This is a genomic window from Streptomyces sp. GbtcB6 (assembly GCF_019091475.1).
Lineage (GTDB): Bacteria > Actinomycetota > Actinomycetes > Streptomycetales > Streptomycetaceae > Streptomyces > Streptomyces hyaluromycini.
This window is the reverse complement of sequence record NZ_JAGXJL010000003.1, coordinates 273,782-295,395: the sequence shown is the minus strand read 5'-3', so window position 1 is coordinate 295,395 and position 21,614 is coordinate 273,782. Positions and strand designations below refer to the sequence as shown.

Genomic DNA, 21,614 nt, shown 5'->3' with positions numbered 1-21,614 from the left:
GTGACGACGACCCTGACCAAACCCTCCCCGGCGGCCGAGCCCAAGCGGGCCCGCCGCTCGAAGTCGGCGCGCGCCGGCGGCACCATGCACGCGGGCCCGATCGCGTACACGATCCTCGTCCTGTTCTCCATCGGCTCGCTGTTCCCGCTGGTGTGGACGGCGATCGCCGCGTCCCGGAACAACAACCGGCTGGCCGAGACCCCGCCGCCGTTCTGGTTCGGCGGGAACCTCTTCCACAACCTGGACGTGGCGTGGAACGAGGCCAACCTCGGGCAGGCCTTCCTCAACACGACGATCGTGGCGGGCATCTCCGCCGTCACCATCGTCGTGCTCTCGACGATCGCCGGGTTCGCCTTCGCCAAGCTGCGCTTCCGGGGCCGCAACATCCTGATGCTGACGGTGATCGGCACGATGATGGTGCCGCCGCAGCTGAGCATCATCCCGCTGTACATGATGGTCGCCAAGCTGAACTGGGCTGACCAGCTGCAGGCGGTCATCTTCCCGTCCCTGGTGAGCGCGTTCGGCGTGTTCTTCATGCGGCAGTACCTGATCCAGGCGCTGCCGGACGAGCTGATCGAGGCGGCCCGGGTGGACGGCGCGAGCAGCTGGCGGGTGGTGTGGCACATCGTGTTCCCCGCGGCGCGCCCGGCCATGGCCGTGCTCGGCATGCTGATGTTCGTGCAGGCCTGGAACGACTTCCTGTGGCCGTTCCTGGTCCTCACCCAGACCGGCAACCCGACCGTGCAGGTCGCCCTGGCGGGCCTGGGCCGCGGTTACACCCCGGACCAGTCCCTGATCATGGCGGGCGCGCTGCTCGGCACGCTGCCGCTGCTGCTCGTCTTCGCGATCTTCGGCAAGCAGATCGTGGGCGGCATCATGCAGGGCGCCGTGAAGGGCTGACCGCCGTCAAGACGGGGGGCCGGGTCACCGCCGTCCCGGCCCCCTCCCTTCACCCTCCTCACCCACCCGACTCACCCGTCGGTCTCCACGACCTCCTATGGGAGCGCTTCCATGCCTGAACCCATGACCTCCGTGACCTTTCCTCCCGCCTTCCTCTGGGGCGCCGCGACCTCCGCGTACCAGATCGAGGGGGCGGTGCGGGAGGACGGCCGCACCCCCTCGATCTGGGACACCTTCAGTCATACGCCGGGCAAGACGGCCGGCGGCGAGACCGGTGACATCGCTGTCGACCACTACCACCGCTACCGCGACGACGTGGCCCTGATGGCGGACCTCGGCCTGAACGGCTACCGGTTCTCGGTCTCCTGGTCGCGCGTCCAGCCGACCGGCCGCGGCCCGGCGGTCCAGGTCGGTCTCGACTTCTACCGCCGTCTGGTGGACGAACTGCTGGCGAAGGGCATCAAGCCCGCCGTGACCCTCTACCACTGGGACCTGCCGCAGGAGCTGGAGGACGCGGGCGGCTGGCCGGAGCGCGACACGGCGTACCGGTTCGCCGAGTACGCGCAGATCCTCGGCGAGGCGCTCGGCGACCGGGTCGAGCAGTGGATCACCCTCAACGAGCCCTGGTGCAGCGCCTTCCTGGGCTACGGCTCCGGGGTGCACGCCCCCGGCCGTACCGACCCGGCGGCCACCCTGCGCGCCGCGCACCACCTCAACCTCGCGCACGGCCTGGGCACTTCGGCGCTGCGCTCGGTGATGCCGGCCCGCAACCAGGTCGCGATCAGCCTCAACTCCTCGGTGGTACGGCCGCTGTCGCAGGACCCGGGCGATCTGGTGGCGGTCCGGACCATCGACGACCTGGCCAACGGGGTCTTCCACGGTCCGATCCTGCACGGCTCCTACCCCCGGTCGCTGTTCGCGGCGACGGCGTCGGTGACGGACTGGTCGTACGTCCGGGACGGTGACCTCGCCGCCATCCACCAGCCGCTGGACGCCCTCGGCCTGAACTACTACACGCCCACCCTGGTGTCGGCCGCGTCCGGCACGGCCGCGGGCCCCCGGGCGGACGGCCACGGCGCCAGCACCCACTCCCCCTGGCCGGGCGCCGACGACGTCGCCTTCCACCAGACGCCGGGCGAGCGCACGGAGATGGGCTGGACGATCGACCCGACGGGCCTGCACGAGCTGATCATGCGGTACACCGCCGAGGCCCCGGGCCTTCCCCTCTACGTCACCGAGAACGGCGCGGCCTACGACGACAAGCCCGACCCCGACGGCAACGTCCACGACCCGGAGCGCATCGCCTACCTGCACGGCCATCTCTCGGCGGTGCGCCGCGCCATCACCGACGGCGCGGACGTGCGCGGCTACTACCTGTGGTCCCTGATGGACAACTTCGAGTGGGCGTACGGCTACGGGAAGCGGTTCGGCGCGGTGTACGTCGACTACGCGACCCTCGCCCGGACGCCGAAGTCGAGCGCCCTCTGGTACGCGGAGGCGGCCCGCACGGGCACGCTGCCGCCGGCCGGGTCGGCGGCCGCCTGACAGAGCCGCACTATGCCGTCGTCCGTCTGCGGCGCCGTCGTGGCTGGTCGCGCAGTTCCCCGCGCCCCTTTGGGGCGCGGAGTGGCGCCCTCGTCTCACAGGGATCGCTCAGCCTTCGGCAAGCGGTCTCTCAACTCCCCGGCGTCTCATGGCCGGTACGAGGTGACCGAGCGATCCTCGTGGACACCGGAGGGCGTCATGGGATTCATCGTGCTGGTGCTGCTGGCGCTGGTCATCGGCTCAGTGGTGGCTCTCGTCGGCCGGAACCGGCAGCAGGTCGCGGCCGGTGCCGGGGGGACGGCGCAGCAGGACCTCGCCGCCGACGCGGGGGCGGAGGCCACCCGCTGGGTGGACCGGCTCGGCGGCGGCATCGCGACCCTGACCGCGGGCGACGACCGGGCGGCCCGCCAGGCCCTGGCCGACGCGACGGAACGCCACCGCGCGGCCCAGGCCCAGCTGGCGACGGCGTACACCCCGGCGCAGTACGCCCTGGTCACCCAGACCGCCGTCGAGGGCCTGCACTACGTACGGGCGGCCCGCACCGCCCTGGGCCTCGACCCGGGCCCGGCCCTGCCCCCGACGGGCTCGGCCGCGGCGGGCCGGCAGGTGACGGTGGGCGGCCAGACGTACACGTCCTCGGACCGCCCGGGCGCCGGCACTCCCTACTACTACCCGGGCGGAACGGTCGCCGGCCGTACCGTCCCCGGCGGCTGGTACAGCACGCCCTGGTGGAAAACGGCCCTGGTCGCGGGCGCGGCAGGCGTCGGCGGCATGCTCCTGGCGGACGTCCTCCTCGACGGCTTCCACCACCACGGGCCCCCGATGGGCGGGCCGGGCGGGTTCGGAGGCTTCGGGGGGCCCGGCGGACCGGGCGGCTTCTGAGCCGGCAGCCACGCGAAGACCTCGCGGCCGCCGGGCTCCTCAGCCGGCCAGTCCGAGATGAGCGACGACCACGTCCCGTACCCGAAGGACGGCCGCAGGGTCGAGGACCGCGAGGACCGGGAGGGCACGCACCCAGGCTCCCAGGGTGAGCGCTTCGGCGAGGAGAGCACGGGCTCGGGGGAGGTCCGGGGCGGGAGCAGCCGGGACGAGACAGACGGCGAGGCGTGTGGAGACCGGCAGGGAGTGGCGGGGGGATTCAAGGAGCGGTACGACCATGGAGACGCCTGGCATTCCGGCGAGGTGGCCGGCCAGGCAGAGGAGACGAAGAGCACGCTCCTGATCCTGCATCGCGCCCCGGGCGCAATCCTCCGCCGCGTCGGGATCTCCCAGTGCGGCGAGGGCGACGATCGACACGGCACCTGGTCCACCGCCGGTGAGACCTCCCCGCTGCCTCACCAGCGCGTCCTTGAGCCGCTGTCGTGCGGCCGCCGGGTCGCTGTCGGCCTCCAGAAGAGCGTGCAGGGCGGCATCCTCGCCCTCGTGGAACAGGCTCCGAGACCCACCGCCGTCAAGAACCTCCTCAACCCGAGGGAGGCTGCCGCGCCCGTCCGGGCTCACCTCGACGAGGAGCCGAGAGGCACGCACGGCGTCCCCGGTGCTCTTGCGGAGCCGCACCTCGCCGAGTAGCCGGCATGCCGCCTCCGGAGCGTGAGGCCACAGGCCCGCAGCCGCATGGACGGCGGCTCTGTCACGGTAGTCGGACAGCAAACCGTCAGTCGTGGGCCACTGCCCGAGAAAGTCCTCGGTGCGTTCCCCGATCTCGGTGCGGGCCATTGCCTGGGCGACAGCCGCCACCATGCCTTCGGGCAATGGGTGGTAGGACAACCGGCGTGAGGGCACCGCTGCCTTCTCGCACAGACCTAGTGCCCGGACCCCGTCGCGTTCGGCCACGGCCAGTGACGCGACGGCGCAGCCCCAGACATATACGTCGCGGTCCTCTATTTCGGCGAGAACGCGTTCCGCGTCGTCCACTCGGTCGACCGCGGCCAGGGCTCCGGCAAGGAGAGCGAGACTCGCGGGATCGGCCTGGTTGGAGCTGTCCCCTCCCTGGCGCCGCCGGTTCACCTCGCCGACCAGATATCGTGCGTGGTCCGGTTGTCCGGCAGCGAAGTGAGCGGCGAGTTCCACCAGGGCATCAGTGCCGATCCCATTGCCCAGGGCATGCCGGGCGAGCAGGAACGACTCCAACTCCTCGACGGCATCTTCACCCGCCTTCAGCAGGAGTTGGACAACACTCTGCCGTCCACTTCTGTCGAGGCTCGACCTGCTACGGGATTTGGCGAGAGCTTCCCAGGCCGGTTTCGCTCTGCCATCGCGTGCCCACGCCTGCGCAATCATGGTCCAGGCATCGCCGAGCAGCAGTTCCTTCTGCTCTACGGCAGAGACGCCCGGATACCAAGAAGAACGCTCTCGTTCCCGATACCAAGGAGAGCGCTCTCGTCCCGGGCGCTGTGGCAAAGGCCCGTAGTCCAGGAGCCGCTCAGCGTCTTCCAGTCGGTTGTCGGCAATGAGTGCGTACACGTCGTCATAGGTCCCCACCCCCAGCCTGTAGCGCGCAGGCCCGTGAACTGCCCCGGCCAGTCGCTGCGCGTCCCTTGGGCGCACCTCCCGCAGAGCCTCGGCGGCGATCGCGAAGACGTGGGGGCGGTCGATTCCGTGCCGCCGGACCCAGTGGACCACCAAGTCGTAGAGGCGGTCGGCTTCGTCGGGCGAACCCAGGGCCGACCATGTCTGCCCGACGGTCACCAGAGAGCGGACGCGGTCCGGATCGAACTCGCACCGCTCGGCGATCTCTTCGGCCATGCGGCACAGTTCGTCCGCGTGAGCGGGGACACGGACCTGGCGAGCGGTCGCGGTCAGCGCCTTGACGAGTTCACTGTTCGCGGCCTTGAACCGCCAGGGCCAGCCGAAGGCCAGGCGTACGGCTTCGTGTTCCCTGCCGAGCCTCGCGAACACGCCCGCCGCAGCGCTCTGCACCGCGAGGACCGCCGTGGCAGCTCCCGTAGGGCGCGAGGAAAATCCCGGAATTCGGTCTGATGTGGTTCGCGCCACCGCCGTAGCCAGTGCCACCCCTTCCTCCGCCAACCGCACGGCTCGCAGGTCGTCCCGGTCCGCCAGTACCCCTGCCACTCCGGTCAGCGCCCGCGCGCGGCTGAGACGGTCGGGGACGCTTCGGGCCAGCCCGATCGCCTCGCGGGTCCGGCCGAGGCGAGCGAGGACGGCCGGGACGCCGGGATGGAGTGTCCGGTTACGCCGGGTGACGAGGTCACCCACGGCCGCGAGTACGACCCGTGTCGGCAGATCGTCCTCGCGCGCCGTCGTGCGGGCAGCCGCCACCTCCGAGAGGAACGCAGCGTCGCTTCCCGTCGCCTGGCGCAGCCGGTCGCGTCGGCGGACGTCAGTGGCGTGTGCGAGCAGACGGTCCGCGTCACGGAGCAGGGCGAGCCTCCGGCCGTAGGGCTGGAGAAGATAGTTCGGGGTGTCCGGCGGCCAGCCGCGGCCCGCGAAGTGCTCGGCCCAGGCGTGCAGCATTTCCAGGTACGGGGCCACGTCCGGCCCGAGTTCCTCCTGGGCGGCGGCGAACAGCGTCTCGTGGGTGAAAACACAGCCACGGCCGGACACGTACAGGTTCAGGTCGTCACTGTGGTCGTCCTCGCCGTCGGCCCCGTCACCGTGGTGTGCATCGCGTACCCGCACGGTGCGTCCGAAGGCACTGTCGAGCAGCCGTCGTAGCGCGTCGTTGGGCTCGCCGGTCAGGACCCGGAGGTCGTCGGTGGTGAGAGGTCCCCGGGCGGCGACGAGCAGGCCGACCAGGTCACGCGGCAGCCGGTCTCCGGTGAGCACCCGGCGCAGCTCGCCCTTGGCCTCGTGCTCATCGTGCTGTGCGGCTTCGTTGACGGACAGCCGCAGCTCGCGGCAACGGCGAAGCGGGTGGCTGCCTTTGACGTCGACGGGGAGACCCGGACTGGTACGGCTGGTGACCAGGACACGCACATTCGGCGGGGGCCGGTCGGGCAGCAGGGAGGCGATGCTCGTGCCGATGCCACCGCTGCGCAAGGACTGATCCTCGTCGAGACCGTCCACCACGAGGAGCAGTGTGCCACCGCCCCGTCCGACGCGCTCTGCGGCCTCCTCCAGCAGCAGCCGGCGCACTCCGTCACGGGCCGTGGGCGTGGCGACGACGGCCGGATCACGGCCGACGATCGCGGCGAGCTGGTCGATGACCGTCGCCGTGTAGACGGAGCTGTCCGACTGATCGGTGGAGCCCGCTGTGACGAAGAACCAGACCGGCACGATGCCCTGTGGCGGATGCAGGGCGAACCAGGCGGCGAGCGCGCTCTTTCCGGCCCAGGGCGGCCCCTGGACCCACAGATAGGGATCGGGGCCGGCGCAGAACGAGACGAGTTCGCCGAGCTCCGCTTCCCGGGCCTTCAGCTCAGCGGGCGCCATACCGGCGAGGTGGGCGCGGTAGACCTCCCGAGTCCACTCCGGCACGGCAGGGGGAATGGCGTCGGACAGCGCCTCGGGGTCCAGCGAGCAGCCCAGACACTTCGCCAGTTCTTCCGTCTCTACCGGATTCAGCCCCTCGGACCACCGGTCGACCCGGCCCGCCGCGATGCGCCCCGGACCGTCCGTGGGGTGGTGCCGGGTGACGACCGCGACAAGGTGGCCGTTGGCGAAGACGGCCGCGCCGGACATGCCCTCCCAGGCGTCGCGGTCCGGATCGGTGTCGTCGGCGGGAGGGGAGGCGACAGCGAGGTCGAGGGTGCCTTCGCGGCGGTTGGAGAGTACGGCGCAGGTCGCGTGCACGTGCTCCGCGTCCCGGAAACGTGAACCGTCGTCGTCCGTACGTAGTTTGAAACGCGGGAAACCCACCGCGGTGCAGCGCAGTACCGCGTCCTGCTCCCCCACTCGGCCGTACGAGACGGGCGGGGTCTCCGGCAGGTGTACCTCGTCGGTCAGAGTGAGGACCGCGACATCGATACCTGCGTGCCGCCAGCGCACGGTCGCCCTGACGACCTGTTCTCCCGGCCGGTCGGCCTGAAAGTACACCTTGATGGCCTTTGCACCCTCCACGGCCTCGACAAGATGCGCGGCCGTCAGCACCGTGCGCGCCGCGACAAGGTATCCACTGCCCCGGCGGCCCCGCTTGCCGGGAAGCCCGACACGGATTGCCACGACCCGCTCCGCCCTCAGCCCCCGGTCAGCGCTCGCCATCGACCTCGTCCCCCGCGATCATGGCGGGTTGCGGCGATCCCCCGCCCACGGGTGCGGCTTTGGGTATGAGTGTCAGCTTGACCCGCTGGGTCTGCGCTTGGGCGTACCTGCCGTTCGAGTCCAGGTCTACGACCCAAACCCGCACCTTGGCGCCGGCACCCGCCTCCCGAGTGACGGCGACGGTGGCCTCGACCTCGATGGGCCCGAGTTCGAACCGCACAGCCTGGCCGTCGCCGTCGACCGCGGCGGCGATCAGCTGCCGCCTCAGCTCACGAATCATGTCGTACAGCTCGATCATTCGTCCCCCTTGTTCTGCGGCGCCCCGATAAAGAAGTTTGTACGTCCCGGCCGGGAAGGGGAAGACCGGACGGGACGTATCGGACGGTGCTCGCGGGTCAGCCGATCGCGGCGAAGGCCTTCGAGAAGGCGTACTTGTCCTGGGTGATCGAGCTGCAGGTGGCGTCGGCGGTGGACTTGGCGCCGCCGGCGCACTGCTGGTCGCGGGTGGCCGACCACATCGAGAGCCAGCCGAGGCCCTTGGACTTGGCGAAGTCGACGAGCTGGCCGGCGTCGTCGACCTTGAAGACCTCGGAGGAGACGTCGTTGACGCCGATCATCGGGGTGACGCCGACCGCCTTCCAGGCGGCGGAGTCGGAGAGGCCGAGGACGCTCTTGATCTGGGCCTGGGTGGCGGTGGCGGCCTGGGTGGCGTAGGTGCCCATGTCGCCGTTGTACGAGGCGCCGTAGTCCATCGCCATGATGTTGACGGTGCTGATCTTCACGCCGTTGGCCTTGGCGTTGGAGACGAGGTTCACGCCGTCCTGGGTGAGGCCCTCCGGCATCACCGGGAGGGTGAAGGAGACGTCCAGGTTCGGGTGGCTGGCCTGCAGCTTGGCGATGGCCTTGGCGCGGTTGGTGTTCGCCGTGGTGTTGGGCAGCGCGCCGCCCTCCACGTCGAAGTCGACCTTGGTCAGGCTGTACGCGTCCACGACCTTGCCGTACGCCGCCGCCAGCGCGTCCGCCGAGGAGCAGGTGGTGGCGAGTTCGGAACCGGACGCGCCGCCGAAGGAGACCCGGACGTCACCGCCCTTGGCGCGCAGGGCGCCGATCTGGGACGCCACACCGTCGCTCGCCAGGTCCGTCACCCCGCCCCACTTGGGCGTGCAGCCGCCGCCGTCGGTGACGAAGGCGAGGTTGTAGTTCTTCACGCCGGTCGCGTTCGCCGCCGCGAGGAGGTCGAACGCCGGGTAGAGGGAGGTGTCGACGTACGGGGCGAAACCGGCGGAGGCGGTGGTGCCGGTGCCGCTGCTCTGGGTCGGGGAGGCGGTGGGGGTGGCCGTCGCGGTGGGGGTGGAGGTGGCGGACGCCGTGGCCGTCGGAGTCGCGGTCGGGGTGGCGGACTGCGTCGGGCGGCCGCTCGGCTCCGGGGTCGACGTACCGTCCGCCGAACAGCTCGCGTTGTCGACACGGCAGCCGGTCGGGTCCCCGCTGCCGTTGACCACGAAGCCGACGGTGTCCGACTCGCCGGCCGCGAGGCCGTCCGTGTCCCACTTCGGCGGCTTCACCGTGACGTGCTGCCCGCTCACGGTGTACTCGGCGTTCCACAGCGAACTGAGCTTCGCGCCGGCCGGCAGGTCGAACTCCAGCGTCCAGTCCTGCTCCCTGGCACCGCTGTTGTTCGTGACGACGTACTGCGCGGTGTACCCGGTCGACCAGTCGCTCGTCTTCGTGTACGCGGCGCCGACTCCGGCCGCCTGCGCGATCCCGGTGAACAGGATCGCCCCGCCACCGACCACGGCCGCGGCGACCAGACCGCCTATCACCTTGTTCCTGCCACTGACTCTGCGCCGGTGCGTACTCATGCCGTGCCTGCCTTCGCCTGCCGGAGGGGGGTGGGGTGCGGCAGCACGCTAGCGGCCAGGAATCGGACAAACGGCCGGATCGGGACGGCCGTTGAGGATCTTAGGGTGCGCTTAAGGAAGGCATCGGGAGCGATTAAAGGTCGAGACCAATTTTCCCGCTTCCCCTCCGGCCCGAATCCCCCGGCTGCCTGCGCGAACGGCGCCTGCGCACCGCTCCCCGGTGCCCCTTGCGCTCCGGCTTCCGGCCGTCCAGCTGGATCCAGACCCGCACCTCGGTCCCGCCGAGCACCGACGACCCGATCCGCACATCGCCACCGGTCGACTCGGCGAGCCGGCGCACGATGTCAAGGCCGAGCCCGGTCGACCCGGCCGCCCCGGAACCCCGCCCCCGGGCCATCGCCGCCTCCGGATCCCGGATGCCCTGTCCCGCGTCCGAGACCAGCACGATCACCGCGTCCTCCGCGTTGTGCACGTCGACCGCGAAGGCGGTGCCCTCCGCGGTGTGCCGGAAGACGTTGCCCAGCAGCGCGTCGAGCGCGGCGGCCAGGTCGGCGCGGGCGACGGGTATGCGCACCGGCCGGTCCGCACCGGCCACCCGCCACTTGCGGCCCTCGTCCTCCGCGAGCGCCGACCAGAACCCCATCCGCTCGCGCACCACCTCGGCCGCGTCGCAGCCGGCCCCCGGCCCGGCGGCCGCCGTCTGCGGCTTGGCCTCCCGGGCGGTCCGGATGATGGTGTCGACCTCGCGCTCCAACTGCGCGACGGCGGCCCGGGTCTGCTCGGCGGCGGCCCCGTCCCCGAGCGAGGCCGCGTTCAGCCGCAGCACGGTGAGCGGGGTACGCAGCCGATGAGACAGATCAGCCGCCAACTCCCTTTCATTCGCCAGCAGTTGTACGACCTGGTCGGCCATCGAGTTGAACGCGACCGCCGCCAGCCGCAGTTCGTTCGGCCCTTCCTCGGGCACCCGCGCCCCCAGCTTGCCCTCCCCCAGTTCGTGCGCGCCCTCGACCAGCCGCTGGGCGGGCTGCACCATCCGTACGCCCAGCCGGTCGGCGACCGCGACCGAGCCGACGATCAGCGCCAGGCCGACGGCGGCGAGCACCGCCCAGGCCGTGCCGACGCCGTTGGTCACCTCGGACTCGGGCACGTACACCTCGACGACCGCGATGGCACCGGAGCTCAGCGCGACGGGCTGCAGCAGGGTCGACCCGCCGGCCACCCCGGTCGTGGAGGCCCGCCCCAGCTTCCGTACGGTCGCGATGTCCCGGTCGGCGGCGCGCTGCCGCCCGATGTCGACGGCGGCCTGGCCACCGGCCGCCGGTATGTGCACGGCCATGCCCCGGTCGGCGCCGGCCGAGGCCACCACCCGCTCCAGCTTGTCCCGGTCGGTGGTGATGGACAGGGCCGGGGCGACGGCGGCGGCCTCCCGCTCGGCGTTGGAGAACGCGCGGTCGCGGGCCAGCTCCTTGACGACCAGGCCGAGCGGAACGGCGAAGGCGACCACGACCATCGCGGTGACCGCCAGACAGACCTTGACCAGAGCCCATCTCATCCGACCGGCCTCGCTTCCCCGCCGGGCGGCTCCAGCTTCACGCCGACCCCTCGCAGTGTGTGCAGATACCGCGGCCGGGCCGCCGTCTCCCCCAACTTCCGCCGCAGCCAGGACAGATGCACATCGATGGTCTGGTCGTCCCCGTACGACTGCTGCCACACCTCAGCCAGCAGCTCCTTGCGCGGCACCACGACCCCCGGCCGCCCGGCGAGGAAGGCCAGCAGATCGAACTCCCGGCGGGTGAGATCGAGCCGCACCCCGTCCAACTCGGCCTGCCGGCGCAGCGGGTCGACGGCCAGCCCGCCGACCCTCAGCACGCTCGACGGCGCCGCCTCGCCCCCGCCCGACCGCGCCCGGCGCAGCACGGCGGCCATCCGCGCCGACAGGTGCTCGACGGAGAACGGCTTGGTCAGATAGTCGTCCGCACCGGCGTTGAGCAGCCGGACGATCTCCGTCTCGTCGTCCCGGGCGGTGGCGATGATGACGGGCACGTCGGTGATGCCGCGCAGCATCTTCAGCGCCTCGGAGCCGTCCAGGTCCGGCAGTCCGAGGTCCAGCACGACCACGTCGAAACGGAAATGGGCGACCTCGCGCAGCGCCTCCAGTGCCGTGCCGACACTGCGCACGGTGTGCGAGGCTTCGGTGAGATGCCGGATGAGCGCCGAGCGTACGAACTGGTCGTCCTCGACCACGAGCACACTTGCCATGCGCCGCACCGTACGCCATGCCGCCGACGCCGGTCGGAGCCTGTGGATAACTCGGGTCGAGTGCGCACGGCGGTACCCCTGAGGCAGTATGGCCCGCGATGCGCAGAGGACTCGTACACGTACTGGCTTGGCTGCTCGCCACGGGCGCGGCGGTCACGCTGTCGTGGTGGGGTGTCCACACGGTGATCGCGGCCACGGCCTACGACCCGCCCCGCGCCCTGCCCGTCACGGCGGCGGACGACGACCCGACGACCCAGGGCTCCAAGCCGCTGACGTCGCCGACATCCCGCACCCCGAGCCCTTCGCACACGTCCGCACCGCGCCCGTCGGCGACTCCCACGCCCACGCCGTCCCGGACTCCGACGACGACTCCGAGCCCCTCGGCCACGGCGACCGCCACCGGCCAGGTCAAGGCCTACGACACGGACGGCGGCCGGGCGGTCTTCGACCTGGGCGACACCAGCGCGACGCTGGTGTCGGCGACACCGGGCACGGGCTGGTCGATGCAGGTCTGGAAGACGGAGACGTGGATCCGCATCGAGTTCAGCAAGAGCACGGACCGCGTGTCGGTGTTCTGCACCTGGCACGACGGCCCGCCGCAGGTGCAGGTGGAGACGTACTGAGGGTCGGCCGACGGCAGGGGGTTTCACTCACCGGCGCTGGCAGGGTGCCGCCCGCGCCCACCCGTGCCGCCCCAGCGGCACGACTGCCCGCGGCTGGATGAGACACGGCTGGGCAGCGCGCCCCAAAGGGGCGCGGGGAACTGCGCGACCAGCCCCCACCCACCCGCAGCTTCACCGAAACACCGAAGGCGGCGGCGAGGGCGAAGCCACAGCCACCGCGTCCGTCACGGCAACCGCCCCGCCGGTGAAGTCCCGCAAAGACCGCCCGTGTTCGACCCGCCCAGGGTGCGGATCGGATGCGCAACGCCGGGTCAGCTCCCCCACCGGCAGCTGCACGTCGGCCGCCACCAGCACCGCGTTGCCGAACCGCTTCCCCCGCCACACCCCCGCGTCCGCGACCACCGCGACCTCCGCGAACCGCGCCCCCGCCGTCGCGATCTGCCCCCTGAGGTGCGCGAGCGGCGGCCCGTCCGCGAGGTTGGCGGCGTACACACCGCCCGGCCGCAGCACCCTCCGCACCTCGTCCAGGAACTCCGTGGACGTCAGATGCGCCGGAGTGCGCGCCCCGCTGAACACATCCGCTATGACCAGGTCCGCCCACGCCTCCGGGACCTTGCCAAGACCCTCCCGGGCGTCCACGGACCGCACCCGTATCCGCGCACCGGGATCCAACGGCAACTCCCGCCGCACCAGTTGCACGAGGGCCGCGTCCCGCTCCACCACCTGCTGCGTGGACCGGGGCCGGGTCGCCGCGACGTACCGCGCCAGCGTGAACGCCCCGCCCCCCAGGTGCACGACCTGCACGGGCCTGCCCGGCGGTGCGACCAGGTCGATCACATGGCCGAGCCGGCGCTGGTACTCGAAGGAGAGGTACGCCGGGTCGTCGAGGTCGACGTGGGACTGCGGGGCGCCGTCGATGAGCAGCGTCCAGGCCCGGCCGCGGTCCGGGTCGGGGATGAGCTGGGCGAGGCCGCCGTCGACGGCCTCGACAACGGAGTCGGCGGCGGCCGCCCTGCGCCGCGGGTTTCTGGACTTGCCCATTCCGTCATTTTCCCAGGCGTCGGCCGTCCGGGAAATTCAGCGGCAGCTGTCCGCGGCCTCGATCAGCCGGGCCGCCTCCCCGAGCGCCCGGCGCAGCACCGCCGGGTCGGTCGCGAGGTCGGCCTCGCCGGGCGGCAGCAGCCAGTCGGAGCCCTCGACCGGCGGCTCGGGGCTGAGCCGCAGCCCGCGCCCGTCGGTCTCCGTGCAGGTGCTGCCCGGAACATCCCAGCCCGCCGCCGTACCAGCCGGCACCACGAAGCCGAGGGTGTCGCCCCCGTCGTCGTGGAGTACGGGCCCCACCGCGTCCCCGGCCCCCCGGCGCAGGATGTCGACCGCCTCCAGACCCTGCCGGGCCGGCACCGTCACAAGGTCGCACCCCGCATCGTCTGCCGCCGAAGTCAACGATGTCACCGAAGTCACCGGCGGCGTACAAGGATCGTTGCTCTGGCTGGTCTCCATCCCGGCCTCCACCACGCAGCCCTCTTGCAGTCCATGACGTCCAACGCGCCACCGCGTCAACGGCTACGGCGGAAGTCAGCCGCAAAGGATGGCAGTTCATGGCAGATCGTGGATGAGATATCCGGTTTGTAGCCAAACACAGCGTCACGGGTCCGACACAGCAGGTACGTTCTTGCCCGCCGGAATCAAGGGTCCACTCGGACAACTCACCACGAGTCCGGCATGGTTCGACGGTTCGCACGAGAGGACCCGGCCATGACGTCGTCAACCACGAGCTCGCCACAGCCCGATCGGCCGGTACGGCCGAACCTCGCCTTCCGGCAGGTGCGCGGCCGGCACTCGCCGGCCGAGTTCGCCGCGCTGGTACGGCGTGCCGCCCGCGAGATCGGCGAGCGGGTGAGCTGTGACGCGCGCTACATCGGCCGGGTCGAGGCAGGCGAGATCCGCTGCCCGAACTACGCGTACGAACGGGTGTTCCTGCACATGTTCCCCGGTCGCACGCTCGCCGACCTCGGCTTCGCGCCCCGCTCGTCCGTCCGCGGACGCGCCACGCGGCCGCCGGAGGACGAGTCCCTGGCCCTCGCCAGAGGTGAGACGCAAGGAGCCATCGAGCCGTATGACCCGCAGGACCCGTACGAGACGCACGACAACTACGAGGAGAGCGACGTGCTGCGTCGCCTATTCATGACCGGCGGGGGCGCCACAGTGGCCGCCGCCACGCTGGGCCCCCTGGGGTTCACGATCGACGCCGTGGCGGCGGACCGGCCGGTGCGCCGTGCCGGGTCCTCGCACGCGGCCGCCCTGGAGGATGCCGTACGCCGGATCCGGCTGCTGGACGACCGGCACGGCGCGGACGGGCTGTACCGGCGCGCGGCGGCTCCGCTGCGCGCGGCGTACGCGCTGCTGGACGCGGGCGCGACCCGGCAGACGACCGCGGAGCGGTTGCACTCGGGCGCCGGTGAACTGGCCATCTCGGTGGGCTGGCTGGCCCATGACTCCGGCCGCTTCGACGATGCCCGCTCGCACTACGCGGAGGCGCTGGCGACCGCGCGGATGACCGGGGACCCGGGGCTGGAGGCGCACGCCTTCTGCAACACGGCCTTCCTGGCGCGGGACTCCGGGCGGCCCCGGGAGGCGGTGCGGGCGGCGCAGGCCGCGCAACGCGTAGGGCGGCCCCTGGGCTCGGCCCGCCTCATGTCCCTGCTCGCGCTGCGCGAGGCGGGCGGCTGGGCCGGGCTCGCCGACCGCACCGGCACCGAGCAGGCGCTGGCCCGTGCGCAGGCCCTCTTCGAGCGAGGCCACTCGGACGCCGACCCCGAGTGGATGAGCTTCTACGGAGAGGCCGAGCTGGAGGGCCTGGAGGCGCAGTGCTGGTCCATGCTGGGCGACTGGCAACGGGCCGCACGGCACGCACGCCGGGCCGCCGACCTGCAGGACCCGCACTTCACCAGGAACATCGCGCTGTACACGGCGGAACTCGCCGACGACCTCGCGCGCGGGGGGCGCCCCGACGAGGCGGCGATGGCGGGCATGCGGGTCCTGGACCTGCTGGACCAGGTCCAGTCGTCCCGGATCCAGGGGATGCTGGCGGGCACGGCACGGGTATTGCTCCCGCACCGCCGGGCCAGTGGGGTCCAGGAGTTCCTGGACCGGCACGCGTCCACGCCGAGGGTCGTGTAGGGCCGGTTGTCGGCTGCGGGTGGGTGGGTGGTTGCTCGCGCAGTTCCCCGCGCCCCTTACGGGGCGCTGCAGTCGCGCCGGCTTCCTAGCGGCGCCCCGCCAGCGCCGGTAAGCGCCCCCACCCCCCACCGTCACCCCGCCAAGTGCCCCAGATCGTTCCAGCTCTCGATGGCAGGCTCTCCATAAGCCCACCCCAGTACCGACAACGACGTCGGGTTCAGCCGGATCCGTGCCGCGAAGTCCAGCGGCAGGCCCAGCCACCGCGCCCCGATCGACCGCAGGATGTGCCCGTGGGCGAACACCAGTACGTCCCGGTCGGCCGACCGCGCCCAGGACACCACCTCGTCCGCCCGCGCGGTCACCGCCGCCAGGGACTCGCCCCCGGGCACCCCGTCCCGCCAGATCAGCCAGCCCGGCCGGTCCGCCTGGATCTCCGCCGGGGTCAGGCCCTCGTACGCTCCGTAGTCCCACTCCATCAGCGTGTCCCACCGCTCGGCCCGCTCGCCGAACCCGGCGAGTTCGCACGTCTCACGCGCGCGTGCCAGCGGGCTGGTGCGTATCTCGGCGTCGGCGAGGCCGTCGAACGGCGGCCGGTGCAGGCGCTCGCCGAGCGCCTTGGCCCCCCGCCGGCCCTCCTCCAGGAGCGGTACGTCGGTCCTGCCGGTGTGCTTGCCGGACAGTGACCACTCCGTCTGGCCGTGCCGGGCCAGCAGGATGCGCGGTGCCATGGAGGGAGAACCTTTCGGGAGAAATTCGGAAGCGGGACACCTCCATCATCACCCACGCTGGGAACACGCCGGGAACGAACCGGGAACGGGCAACCCGGGGCGCGTCCCCGGCGTCTTTGAGGGCTGAGCGCCCCGCATGGGCGGCAATGCACGCAACGTAAAGTGTCACGATCGGCCCGCCGTGCGCCGCGCGGACAGAGACGAGAAGGGGGAGGCAGTCGGATGCCGCAGACCGAGAAACCAGGCACCGAGGTGGCTGCGCGAACCCGGCTGCGCTGGTGGACCGAGCTGCCGCTGATCCTGCTGGTGTACAGCTGCTACACGGCCGGCCGGCTGCTCGCGCGCGGGGACACGGCCACCGCCGTCGACCACGGCCTGGCGATCCTGCGCATCGAGAAGGCCCTGCACCTCAACGCCGAGCACCCGCTCAACCGCCTCTTCACGCGGGAGGCGTGGCTCGGCATACCGGCGGACTTCTGGTACGCCTCGCTGCACTACCTGGTCACCCCGGCGATCCTGGTCTTCCTGTTCCGCAAGCGCGCCGAGGTCTACCGGCGGGCCCGCACCTGGCTGATGACGTCCACGTTCATCGGCCTGATCGGCTTCACCCTGCTGCCCACCTGCCCGCCCCGGCTGCTGGACGCGAAGTACGGCTTCGTCGACACGATGGCCCAGTACAGCTCGTACGGCTGGTGGGGCGGCGACGCCAGCGCGCCGCGCGGGCTCGGCGGCATGACCAACCAGTACGCGGCGATGCCGAGCCTGCACTGCGGCTGGGCGCTGTGGTGCGGGGTGATGCTGTGGCGCCACGGCGGCAACCGCCTGACCAAGGTGCTCGGTGTGGCCTACCCGCTGCTGACCGCGATCGTGGTCATGGGCACCGCCAACCACTACTTCCTGGACGCGGTCGCGGGCGTGGCCGTGATGGGCGTGGGCTACCTGCTGGCACCGTACGTGATGCGGGTCGCGGAACTCGTCAGGGTGCGGATCACCCCGGGCGCCTCCCTCGTCGCAGCCCGCTCGGGCGGCGCAGGTTCCCCGATTGTCAGTGCCGGATGCCAGACTTCGGCGGGTGAGCGAATTCCATCGCAGCGCGAGTCCCGGCTCGCCTCCGGAGCCGAACCGGACGCCTCCCCCACCGACGCGGGGGACGGCGCTCCGGCACCGGCTCGCTGAGCTGCGCGGCCCCGCCGTCCCGGCCAAGGCCCTCGACGCGCGCGCCCTGGCGGCGCTCGCCTCGAACCCGGGGTGCAGGCGGCGGGCGATCCTGGACGGCGCCGGGGTGGACAAGACCGCGCTGGCGGGCGCCCTCGGCTCACCGTCGGCCTTCGGCCAGTCGCAGTTCGCGCTGACCCGGGGCAACGCCTTCGAGGCGAAGGTGAAGGCGGACGGCGGGGCCGAGTTGCTGCGGCTGGTGCGCACCCACCTCGATCCGGGCGCCGAGCCGGCCGAGCGGGCCGCCGTGCCGGACCTCTCCGCGATCGGGCCCGAGGGACGTACGGCCCGTACGGCGCTGGCGCTGCGCGAGGCCGTGGCGGCCGGCGGCTGGGCGCTGTTCGACCATCCCATGCTGGCCCTCGAGGTGGCGGGCTCCCCCGCGTTCCTGGAGCCGGACGCGGTGGTCGTGCACCCGGACGGCAGCTGGACGGTCGTGGAGATCAAGTCCTTCCCGATGCTGGACGGTTCCGCCGACCCGGCCAAGGTGGGCGCGGCCGCCCGGCAGGCCGCGGTGTACGTGCTGGCCCTGGAGCAGGTCGCGGCCCGGCTCACCCCGGCCCCGCGCGTCCGCCACGACGTGCTGCTGGTCTGCCCCAAGGACTTCGCCAACCTGCCCACCGCCGCGGCCGTGGACGTCCGCAAGCAGCGCGCGGTCACCGCCCGCCAGCTGGCCCGGCTCACCCGCATCCAGGCCATCGCCGACACCCTCCCGGAGGGCACCTGTTTCGCCCCGGACCTGCCGGCGGAGCAGCTGACGGCGGCCGTGGACGCCGTCCCCGCGGCCTACGCGCCCGACTGCCTGTCCGCCTGTGAACTGGCCTTCCACTGCCGGCAGCGCGCCCGCGCGGCCGACGAGGTGACCGCGCTGGGCCGCGCGGCCCGGGCCGAGCTGGGCGGGCTGTCCACCGTCGAGGACGTGCTGTCGGCGGCACGCGGCGAGAGCGGCGACCCGGCCGACCCGGCGGTGGCGGCCCTGCGCCGGGCAGCGGCCCTGCGCGCCGAAGCGCTGAGCACCAGTACCGGCGCCAGTGCCGGCGTCGGCGTCGACGTCCAGGGGGCCCTGTGTCCCTGATCACCACCCTCGCCCGCCTCGAAGCGGTGAGCACGGGCACCGCGCAGCCCGCCGCGACCGTCCGCCACCGGCACCTCTCGGACCACCCGCTGGTGTTCGTACCGCTCACCACCGCCGGTGAGGCCGGTGCCCCGCTCGGCGCCCTGGTCGGCACCGACCGGGACGCCCCGCGCCTGCTGGTCGTACCCCAGCCGCGCGACCGGGACCTGCGGTTCGCCTTCCTCGCCGAGCTCGCCGACGTCGTCCTGCCGTACCTGGACTCCTACGCGGACAGCGTCGAGGCCGCCGAGCGCACCGAGACCGACCCGGAGACCGGCAAGCGGGTCAAGGTCGAGGTCGAACTGTGCGCGGACGCACCCCAGTTGATCGTCCCGGGCCGCGCGGGCGTCGAGTTCGTACGGCTGCTGGGGCGGTCGATGCGGTTCCGGCGCACGGCGGAGCAGGACCCGGAGACGCCCTACCCGGCCCCGCCCCGGGTGCCGTTGCTCGGCCGCTGGCTCACCCACTTCGGCGAGCGCGCCCGGGTCCCCGGCTCCTCCCTGCTCCTCGCCATGACGGACCTGCTGTCCCGGCACTGGGCGACCGGCCAGTCCGGCATCGAGGACCAGCACCTGGGCGCGCTGCTCGCCTGGATCACCCCGCCGGAGGGCAGCACGGGCGCGGCGGCCGCGCTCACGGCCGAGCTGGCGCGGGACGGCGACGGGCAGTTGCTGTGCCCGCCGGCCGGCCCCGCCACCGACCCGGCCTTCGACAACAAGCTGCTGGCCCCCGCCTTCGAGCGCTACGACCGGGCCCGCACCGCCCTCGCCGCGGCCGAGGACGGCCTGCAGGCCGACGACCGGCTGGCGATCCTCACCGCGGCCGAGCGGGAGATCCGCGCACTGGTGGAGAGCCGTACCCGGCCCACCTGGGACGCGGTCTGGCAGGGCCTGGACCTGCTGCGCGGGCTGCCGGAGGGCGCCCGGGCCGAGGAGCGCTGGACGCGTGACCGCTGGTCGTTCACCGGTCACCGCGACCGGGTGCTGGCCGGCGAACCCCCGCAGCCGCGCCGCGACGACGCGGTGACCGCGGCCAACAAACTGGCCACGCGCGAGCGGGAGCAGGCCCGGCTCGACGCCCAGGAGGCCCTCGACGACCCGCTGGTGATGGCGGGGCGGCGGCTGTCCGGGGAGGCGTTCGCGGGCGAGGTCCTCGATGTCGTCATGGCGTACAGCGAGGGCAAGCGGCCCAGCCCGCGCCCGCTGGTGACCGTGGCCACGGAGGACCGACCGCAGCTGGGCCAGCGCGCCAAGGCGTACCGCTCGCTGGGCGGCAGGCCGCAGTCCATGGAGTTCGTCGGGTACGAGGCCGAGGGGGTCCTGGTGCTGCGCGTCCTGGACAAGATGGGCCGCGGCAAGGAACCCGAGGAGGGCTCCGTGCCGGAGAAGGGCGACCGGCTCGTCTTCACCCTGTTCGAACACGAGCAGCGCGGCGGCGCCAAGCTGCCCGACCCGGAGCAGACCCCGTGGACGCACGGCGGGCCGCCGGGCGAGACGGCACCGGAGGCGGCCGACAGCGTGACCGCGGAGGACATCCTGTGACGACCACGGACTTCGATCCCGCGACGGCCGCCGCACAGGCCACCGCCGCGATCCTCCACGACACCCTGCACGGCACCGACCGGGGCGTGGTCGTGGACTCCCCGCCGGGTGCCGGCAAGTCCACCCTGGTGGTCCGCGCCGCGCTGGAACTCGCGGACGCGGGCCGCCCGCTGATGGTGGTCGCGCAGACGAACGCCCAGGTCGACGACCTCGTCCTGCGGCTCGCCGAGAAGAACCCGGAACTCCCCGTCGGCCGCCTCCACAGCAGTGACGCCGACCCGTACGACAAGACGCTGGACGACCTGCCGAGCGTCCGCAAGTCGGCGAAGGCGGCCGACCTCAGGGAAGCGCAGGTCGTGCTGTCCACCGCCGCGAAGTGGGCGCACGTGAAGGTGGACGAGCCCTGGCGGCACGCGATCGTCGACGAGGCGTACCAGATGCGCTCGGACTCGCTGCTCGCCGTGGCCGGCCTGTTCGAACGGGCGCTGTTCGTGGGCGACCCCGGCCAGCTGGACCCGTTCGCGATCGTGGGCAGCGAGCAGTGGGCGGGCCTGTCGTACGACCCCTCGGCCTCCGCCGTCTCCACGCTCCTCGCCCACAACCCGGGCCTCCCCCAGCACCGCCTCCCGGTCTCCTGGCGCCTGCCCGCCTCCGCGGCCCCTCTCGTCTCCGGCGCGTTCTACCCGTACACCCCCTTCCGCAGCGGCACCGACCACGGCGACCGACGCCTCGCCTTCGCCGTCCCCTCCGACGGCTCCGGGCCCGACCGGGTGATCGACGAGGCGGCGGAGTCCGGCTGGGGCCTGCTGGAACTGCCCGCCCGGCACACCCCGCGCACCGACCCGGAGGCGGTCCGGGCGGTGGCGACGGTGGTACGACGCCTGCTCGACCGGGGCGGCTCGGCCCTCTCCGAACGCTCGCCCGACCCCGGGCCGCTCACCGCCGACCGCATCGCCGTCGGCACCGCCCACCGGGACCAGGCGGCGGCCGTCCGCGCGGCCCTGGCGGAGCTGGGCGTGCCGGACGTCACCGTCGACACGGCGAACCGCCTCCAGGGCCGTGAGTACGACGTGACGGTCGTCCTCCACCCGCTCTCCGGCCGCCCCGACGCCACCGCCTTCCACCTGGAGACGGGCCGCCTCTGCGTCCTAGCCTCCCGCCACCGCCAGGCCTGCATCATGATCTGCCGCGCCGGCGTGACCGACCTGCTGGACGACTACCCGTCGACAGAACCGGTCCAGCTGGGAACACTCGTGAAGTTCCCGGACGGCTGGGAGGCGAACCACGCGGTACTGGCCCACCTGGCCGAGCACCGGGTGACATGGCGCCCCTGACGAACACCACGCCCGGGCACCACCCACCCGCCGGACGGAGTCCGGCACGCCGCCGGAGGCGGCCGACGGTCACAGCCCCGGACGGCTGGGAGGCGAACCACGCGGTACTGGCCCACCTGGCCGAGCACCGGGTGACATGGCGCCCCTGACGAA

The 21,614-nt window shown here is 72.6% G+C and carries 17 protein-coding genes; 9 read left to right on the top strand and 8 right to left on the bottom strand.

Features of this window, described 5'->3' with window-relative positions; all coding sequences use genetic code 11:
* The 3 genes from KVT45_RS06640 (at window position 1) to KVT45_RS06630 (ending at window position 3,327) form a co-directional block, all read left to right on the top strand.
* Window positions 1–900 (top strand): carbohydrate ABC transporter permease, encoded by a 900-nt coding sequence (locus KVT45_RS06640; protein ID WP_217545541.1) that lies wholly within the window; start codon window positions 1–3, stop codon window positions 898–900.
* Between the two features lie 111 nt (window positions 901–1,011).
* On the top strand, window positions 1,012–2,445 hold the full coding sequence (locus KVT45_RS06635) for a GH1 family beta-glucosidase (protein WP_217545540.1): 1,434 nt from the start codon (window positions 1,012–1,014) through the stop codon (window positions 2,443–2,445).
* Between the two features lie 198 nt (window positions 2,446–2,643).
* On the top strand, window positions 2,644–3,327 hold the full coding sequence (locus KVT45_RS06630) for a hypothetical protein (RefSeq protein WP_217545539.1): 684 nt from the start codon (window positions 2,644–2,646) through the stop codon (window positions 3,325–3,327).
* Between the two features lie 39 nt (window positions 3,328–3,366).
* Here the strand turns inward: KVT45_RS06630 and KVT45_RS06625 are convergent, their stop codons facing one another.
* The 5 genes from KVT45_RS06625 to KVT45_RS06605 all read right to left on the bottom strand — a co-directional run bounded on the left by KVT45_RS06625 (window position 3,367) and on the right by KVT45_RS06605 (window position 11,726).
* Window positions 3,367–7,566: a trypsin-like peptidase domain-containing protein gene (locus KVT45_RS06625; protein WP_217545538.1), complete on the bottom strand. Its 4,200-nt coding sequence runs from the start codon at window positions 7,564–7,566 to the stop codon at window positions 3,367–3,369.
* A gap of 25 nt (window positions 7,567–7,591) precedes the next feature.
* Window positions 7,592–7,903, bottom strand: a complete 312-nt coding sequence (locus tag KVT45_RS06620) for a trypco2 family protein (protein ID WP_217545537.1) — start codon at window positions 7,901–7,903, stop codon at window positions 7,592–7,594.
* A gap of 97 nt (window positions 7,904–8,000) precedes the next feature.
* A complete protein-coding gene (locus KVT45_RS06615) occupies window positions 8,001–9,467 on the bottom strand; it encodes a cellulose binding domain-containing protein (protein ID WP_217545536.1) in 1,467 nt (488 codons plus the stop codon).
* A 133-nt stretch (window positions 9,468–9,600) separates the two neighbouring features.
* The gene (locus KVT45_RS06610; RefSeq protein ID WP_217545535.1) at window positions 9,601–11,019 is read right to left on the bottom strand and encodes a HAMP domain-containing sensor histidine kinase; all 1,419 of its coding nucleotides are present in this window, start codon (window positions 11,017–11,019) and stop codon (window positions 9,601–9,603) included.
* Window positions 11,016–11,726 (bottom strand): response regulator transcription factor, encoded by a 711-nt coding sequence (locus KVT45_RS06605; protein WP_217545534.1) that lies wholly within the window; start codon window positions 11,724–11,726, stop codon window positions 11,016–11,018. Before KVT45_RS06605 ends, KVT45_RS06610 begins: the two co-directional genes overlap by 4 nt.
* Window positions 11,727–11,824: 98 nt before the next feature.
* Here KVT45_RS06605 and KVT45_RS06600 point away from each other — a divergent pair, with 98 nt between their 5' ends.
* On the top strand, window positions 11,825–12,349 hold the full coding sequence (locus KVT45_RS06600) for a hypothetical protein (RefSeq protein ID WP_217545533.1): 525 nt from the start codon (window positions 11,825–11,827) through the stop codon (window positions 12,347–12,349).
* Window positions 12,350–12,520: 171 nt separating this feature from the next.
* Here the strand turns inward: KVT45_RS06600 and KVT45_RS06595 are convergent, their stop codons facing one another.
* Window positions 12,521–13,390 (bottom strand): spermidine synthase, encoded by an 870-nt coding sequence (locus KVT45_RS06595; protein ID WP_217545532.1) that lies wholly within the window; start codon window positions 13,388–13,390, stop codon window positions 12,521–12,523.
* Between the two features lie 36 nt (window positions 13,391–13,426).
* Window positions 13,427–13,849 carry a hypothetical protein gene (locus tag KVT45_RS06590; RefSeq protein WP_217545531.1) on the bottom strand — a complete coding sequence of 141 codons (423 nt, stop codon included), beginning with the start codon at window positions 13,847–13,849 and terminating at the stop codon, window positions 13,427–13,429.
* A 255-nt stretch (window positions 13,850–14,104) separates the two neighbouring features.
* Between KVT45_RS06590 and KVT45_RS06585 the strand changes: the two genes are divergently transcribed.
* A complete protein-coding gene (locus tag KVT45_RS06585; RefSeq protein ID WP_217545530.1) occupies window positions 14,105–15,529 on the top strand; it encodes a hypothetical protein in 1,425 nt (474 codons plus the stop codon).
* A 131-nt stretch (window positions 15,530–15,660) separates the two neighbouring features.
* Here KVT45_RS06585 and KVT45_RS06580 read toward each other — a convergent pair whose 3' ends face one another.
* On the bottom strand, window positions 15,661–16,257 hold the full coding sequence (locus KVT45_RS06580) for a histidine phosphatase family protein (protein ID WP_217545529.1): 597 nt from the start codon (window positions 16,255–16,257) through the stop codon (window positions 15,661–15,663).
* Window positions 16,258–16,479: 222 nt separating this feature from the next.
* Here KVT45_RS06580 and KVT45_RS06575 point away from each other — a divergent pair, with 222 nt between their 5' ends.
* Genes KVT45_RS06575 through KVT45_RS06560 form a run of 4 tightly spaced genes read left to right on the top strand, consistent with a single transcriptional unit; the run spans window position 16,480 to window position 21,461 of the window.
* The gene (locus tag KVT45_RS06575; protein ID WP_217545528.1) at window positions 16,480–17,433 is read left to right on the top strand and encodes a phosphatase PAP2 family protein; all 954 of its coding nucleotides are present in this window, start codon (window positions 16,480–16,482) and stop codon (window positions 17,431–17,433) included.
* A 1-nt stretch (window position 17,434) separates the two neighbouring features.
* Window positions 17,435–18,547 (top strand): hypothetical protein, encoded by a 1,113-nt coding sequence (locus KVT45_RS06570; RefSeq protein WP_217545786.1) that lies wholly within the window; start codon window positions 17,435–17,437, stop codon window positions 18,545–18,547.
* Window positions 18,538–20,127 (top strand): hypothetical protein, encoded by a 1,590-nt coding sequence (locus KVT45_RS06565; RefSeq protein ID WP_217545527.1) that lies wholly within the window; start codon window positions 18,538–18,540, stop codon window positions 20,125–20,127. The genes KVT45_RS06570 and KVT45_RS06565 overlap by 10 nt, the downstream gene beginning before the upstream one ends.
* Window positions 20,124–21,461, top strand: a complete 1,338-nt coding sequence (locus KVT45_RS06560; RefSeq protein WP_217545526.1) for an AAA family ATPase — start codon at window positions 20,124–20,126, stop codon at window positions 21,459–21,461. The genes KVT45_RS06565 and KVT45_RS06560 overlap by 4 nt, the downstream gene beginning before the upstream one ends.
* Window positions 21,462–21,614: the final 153 nt, after the last annotated feature.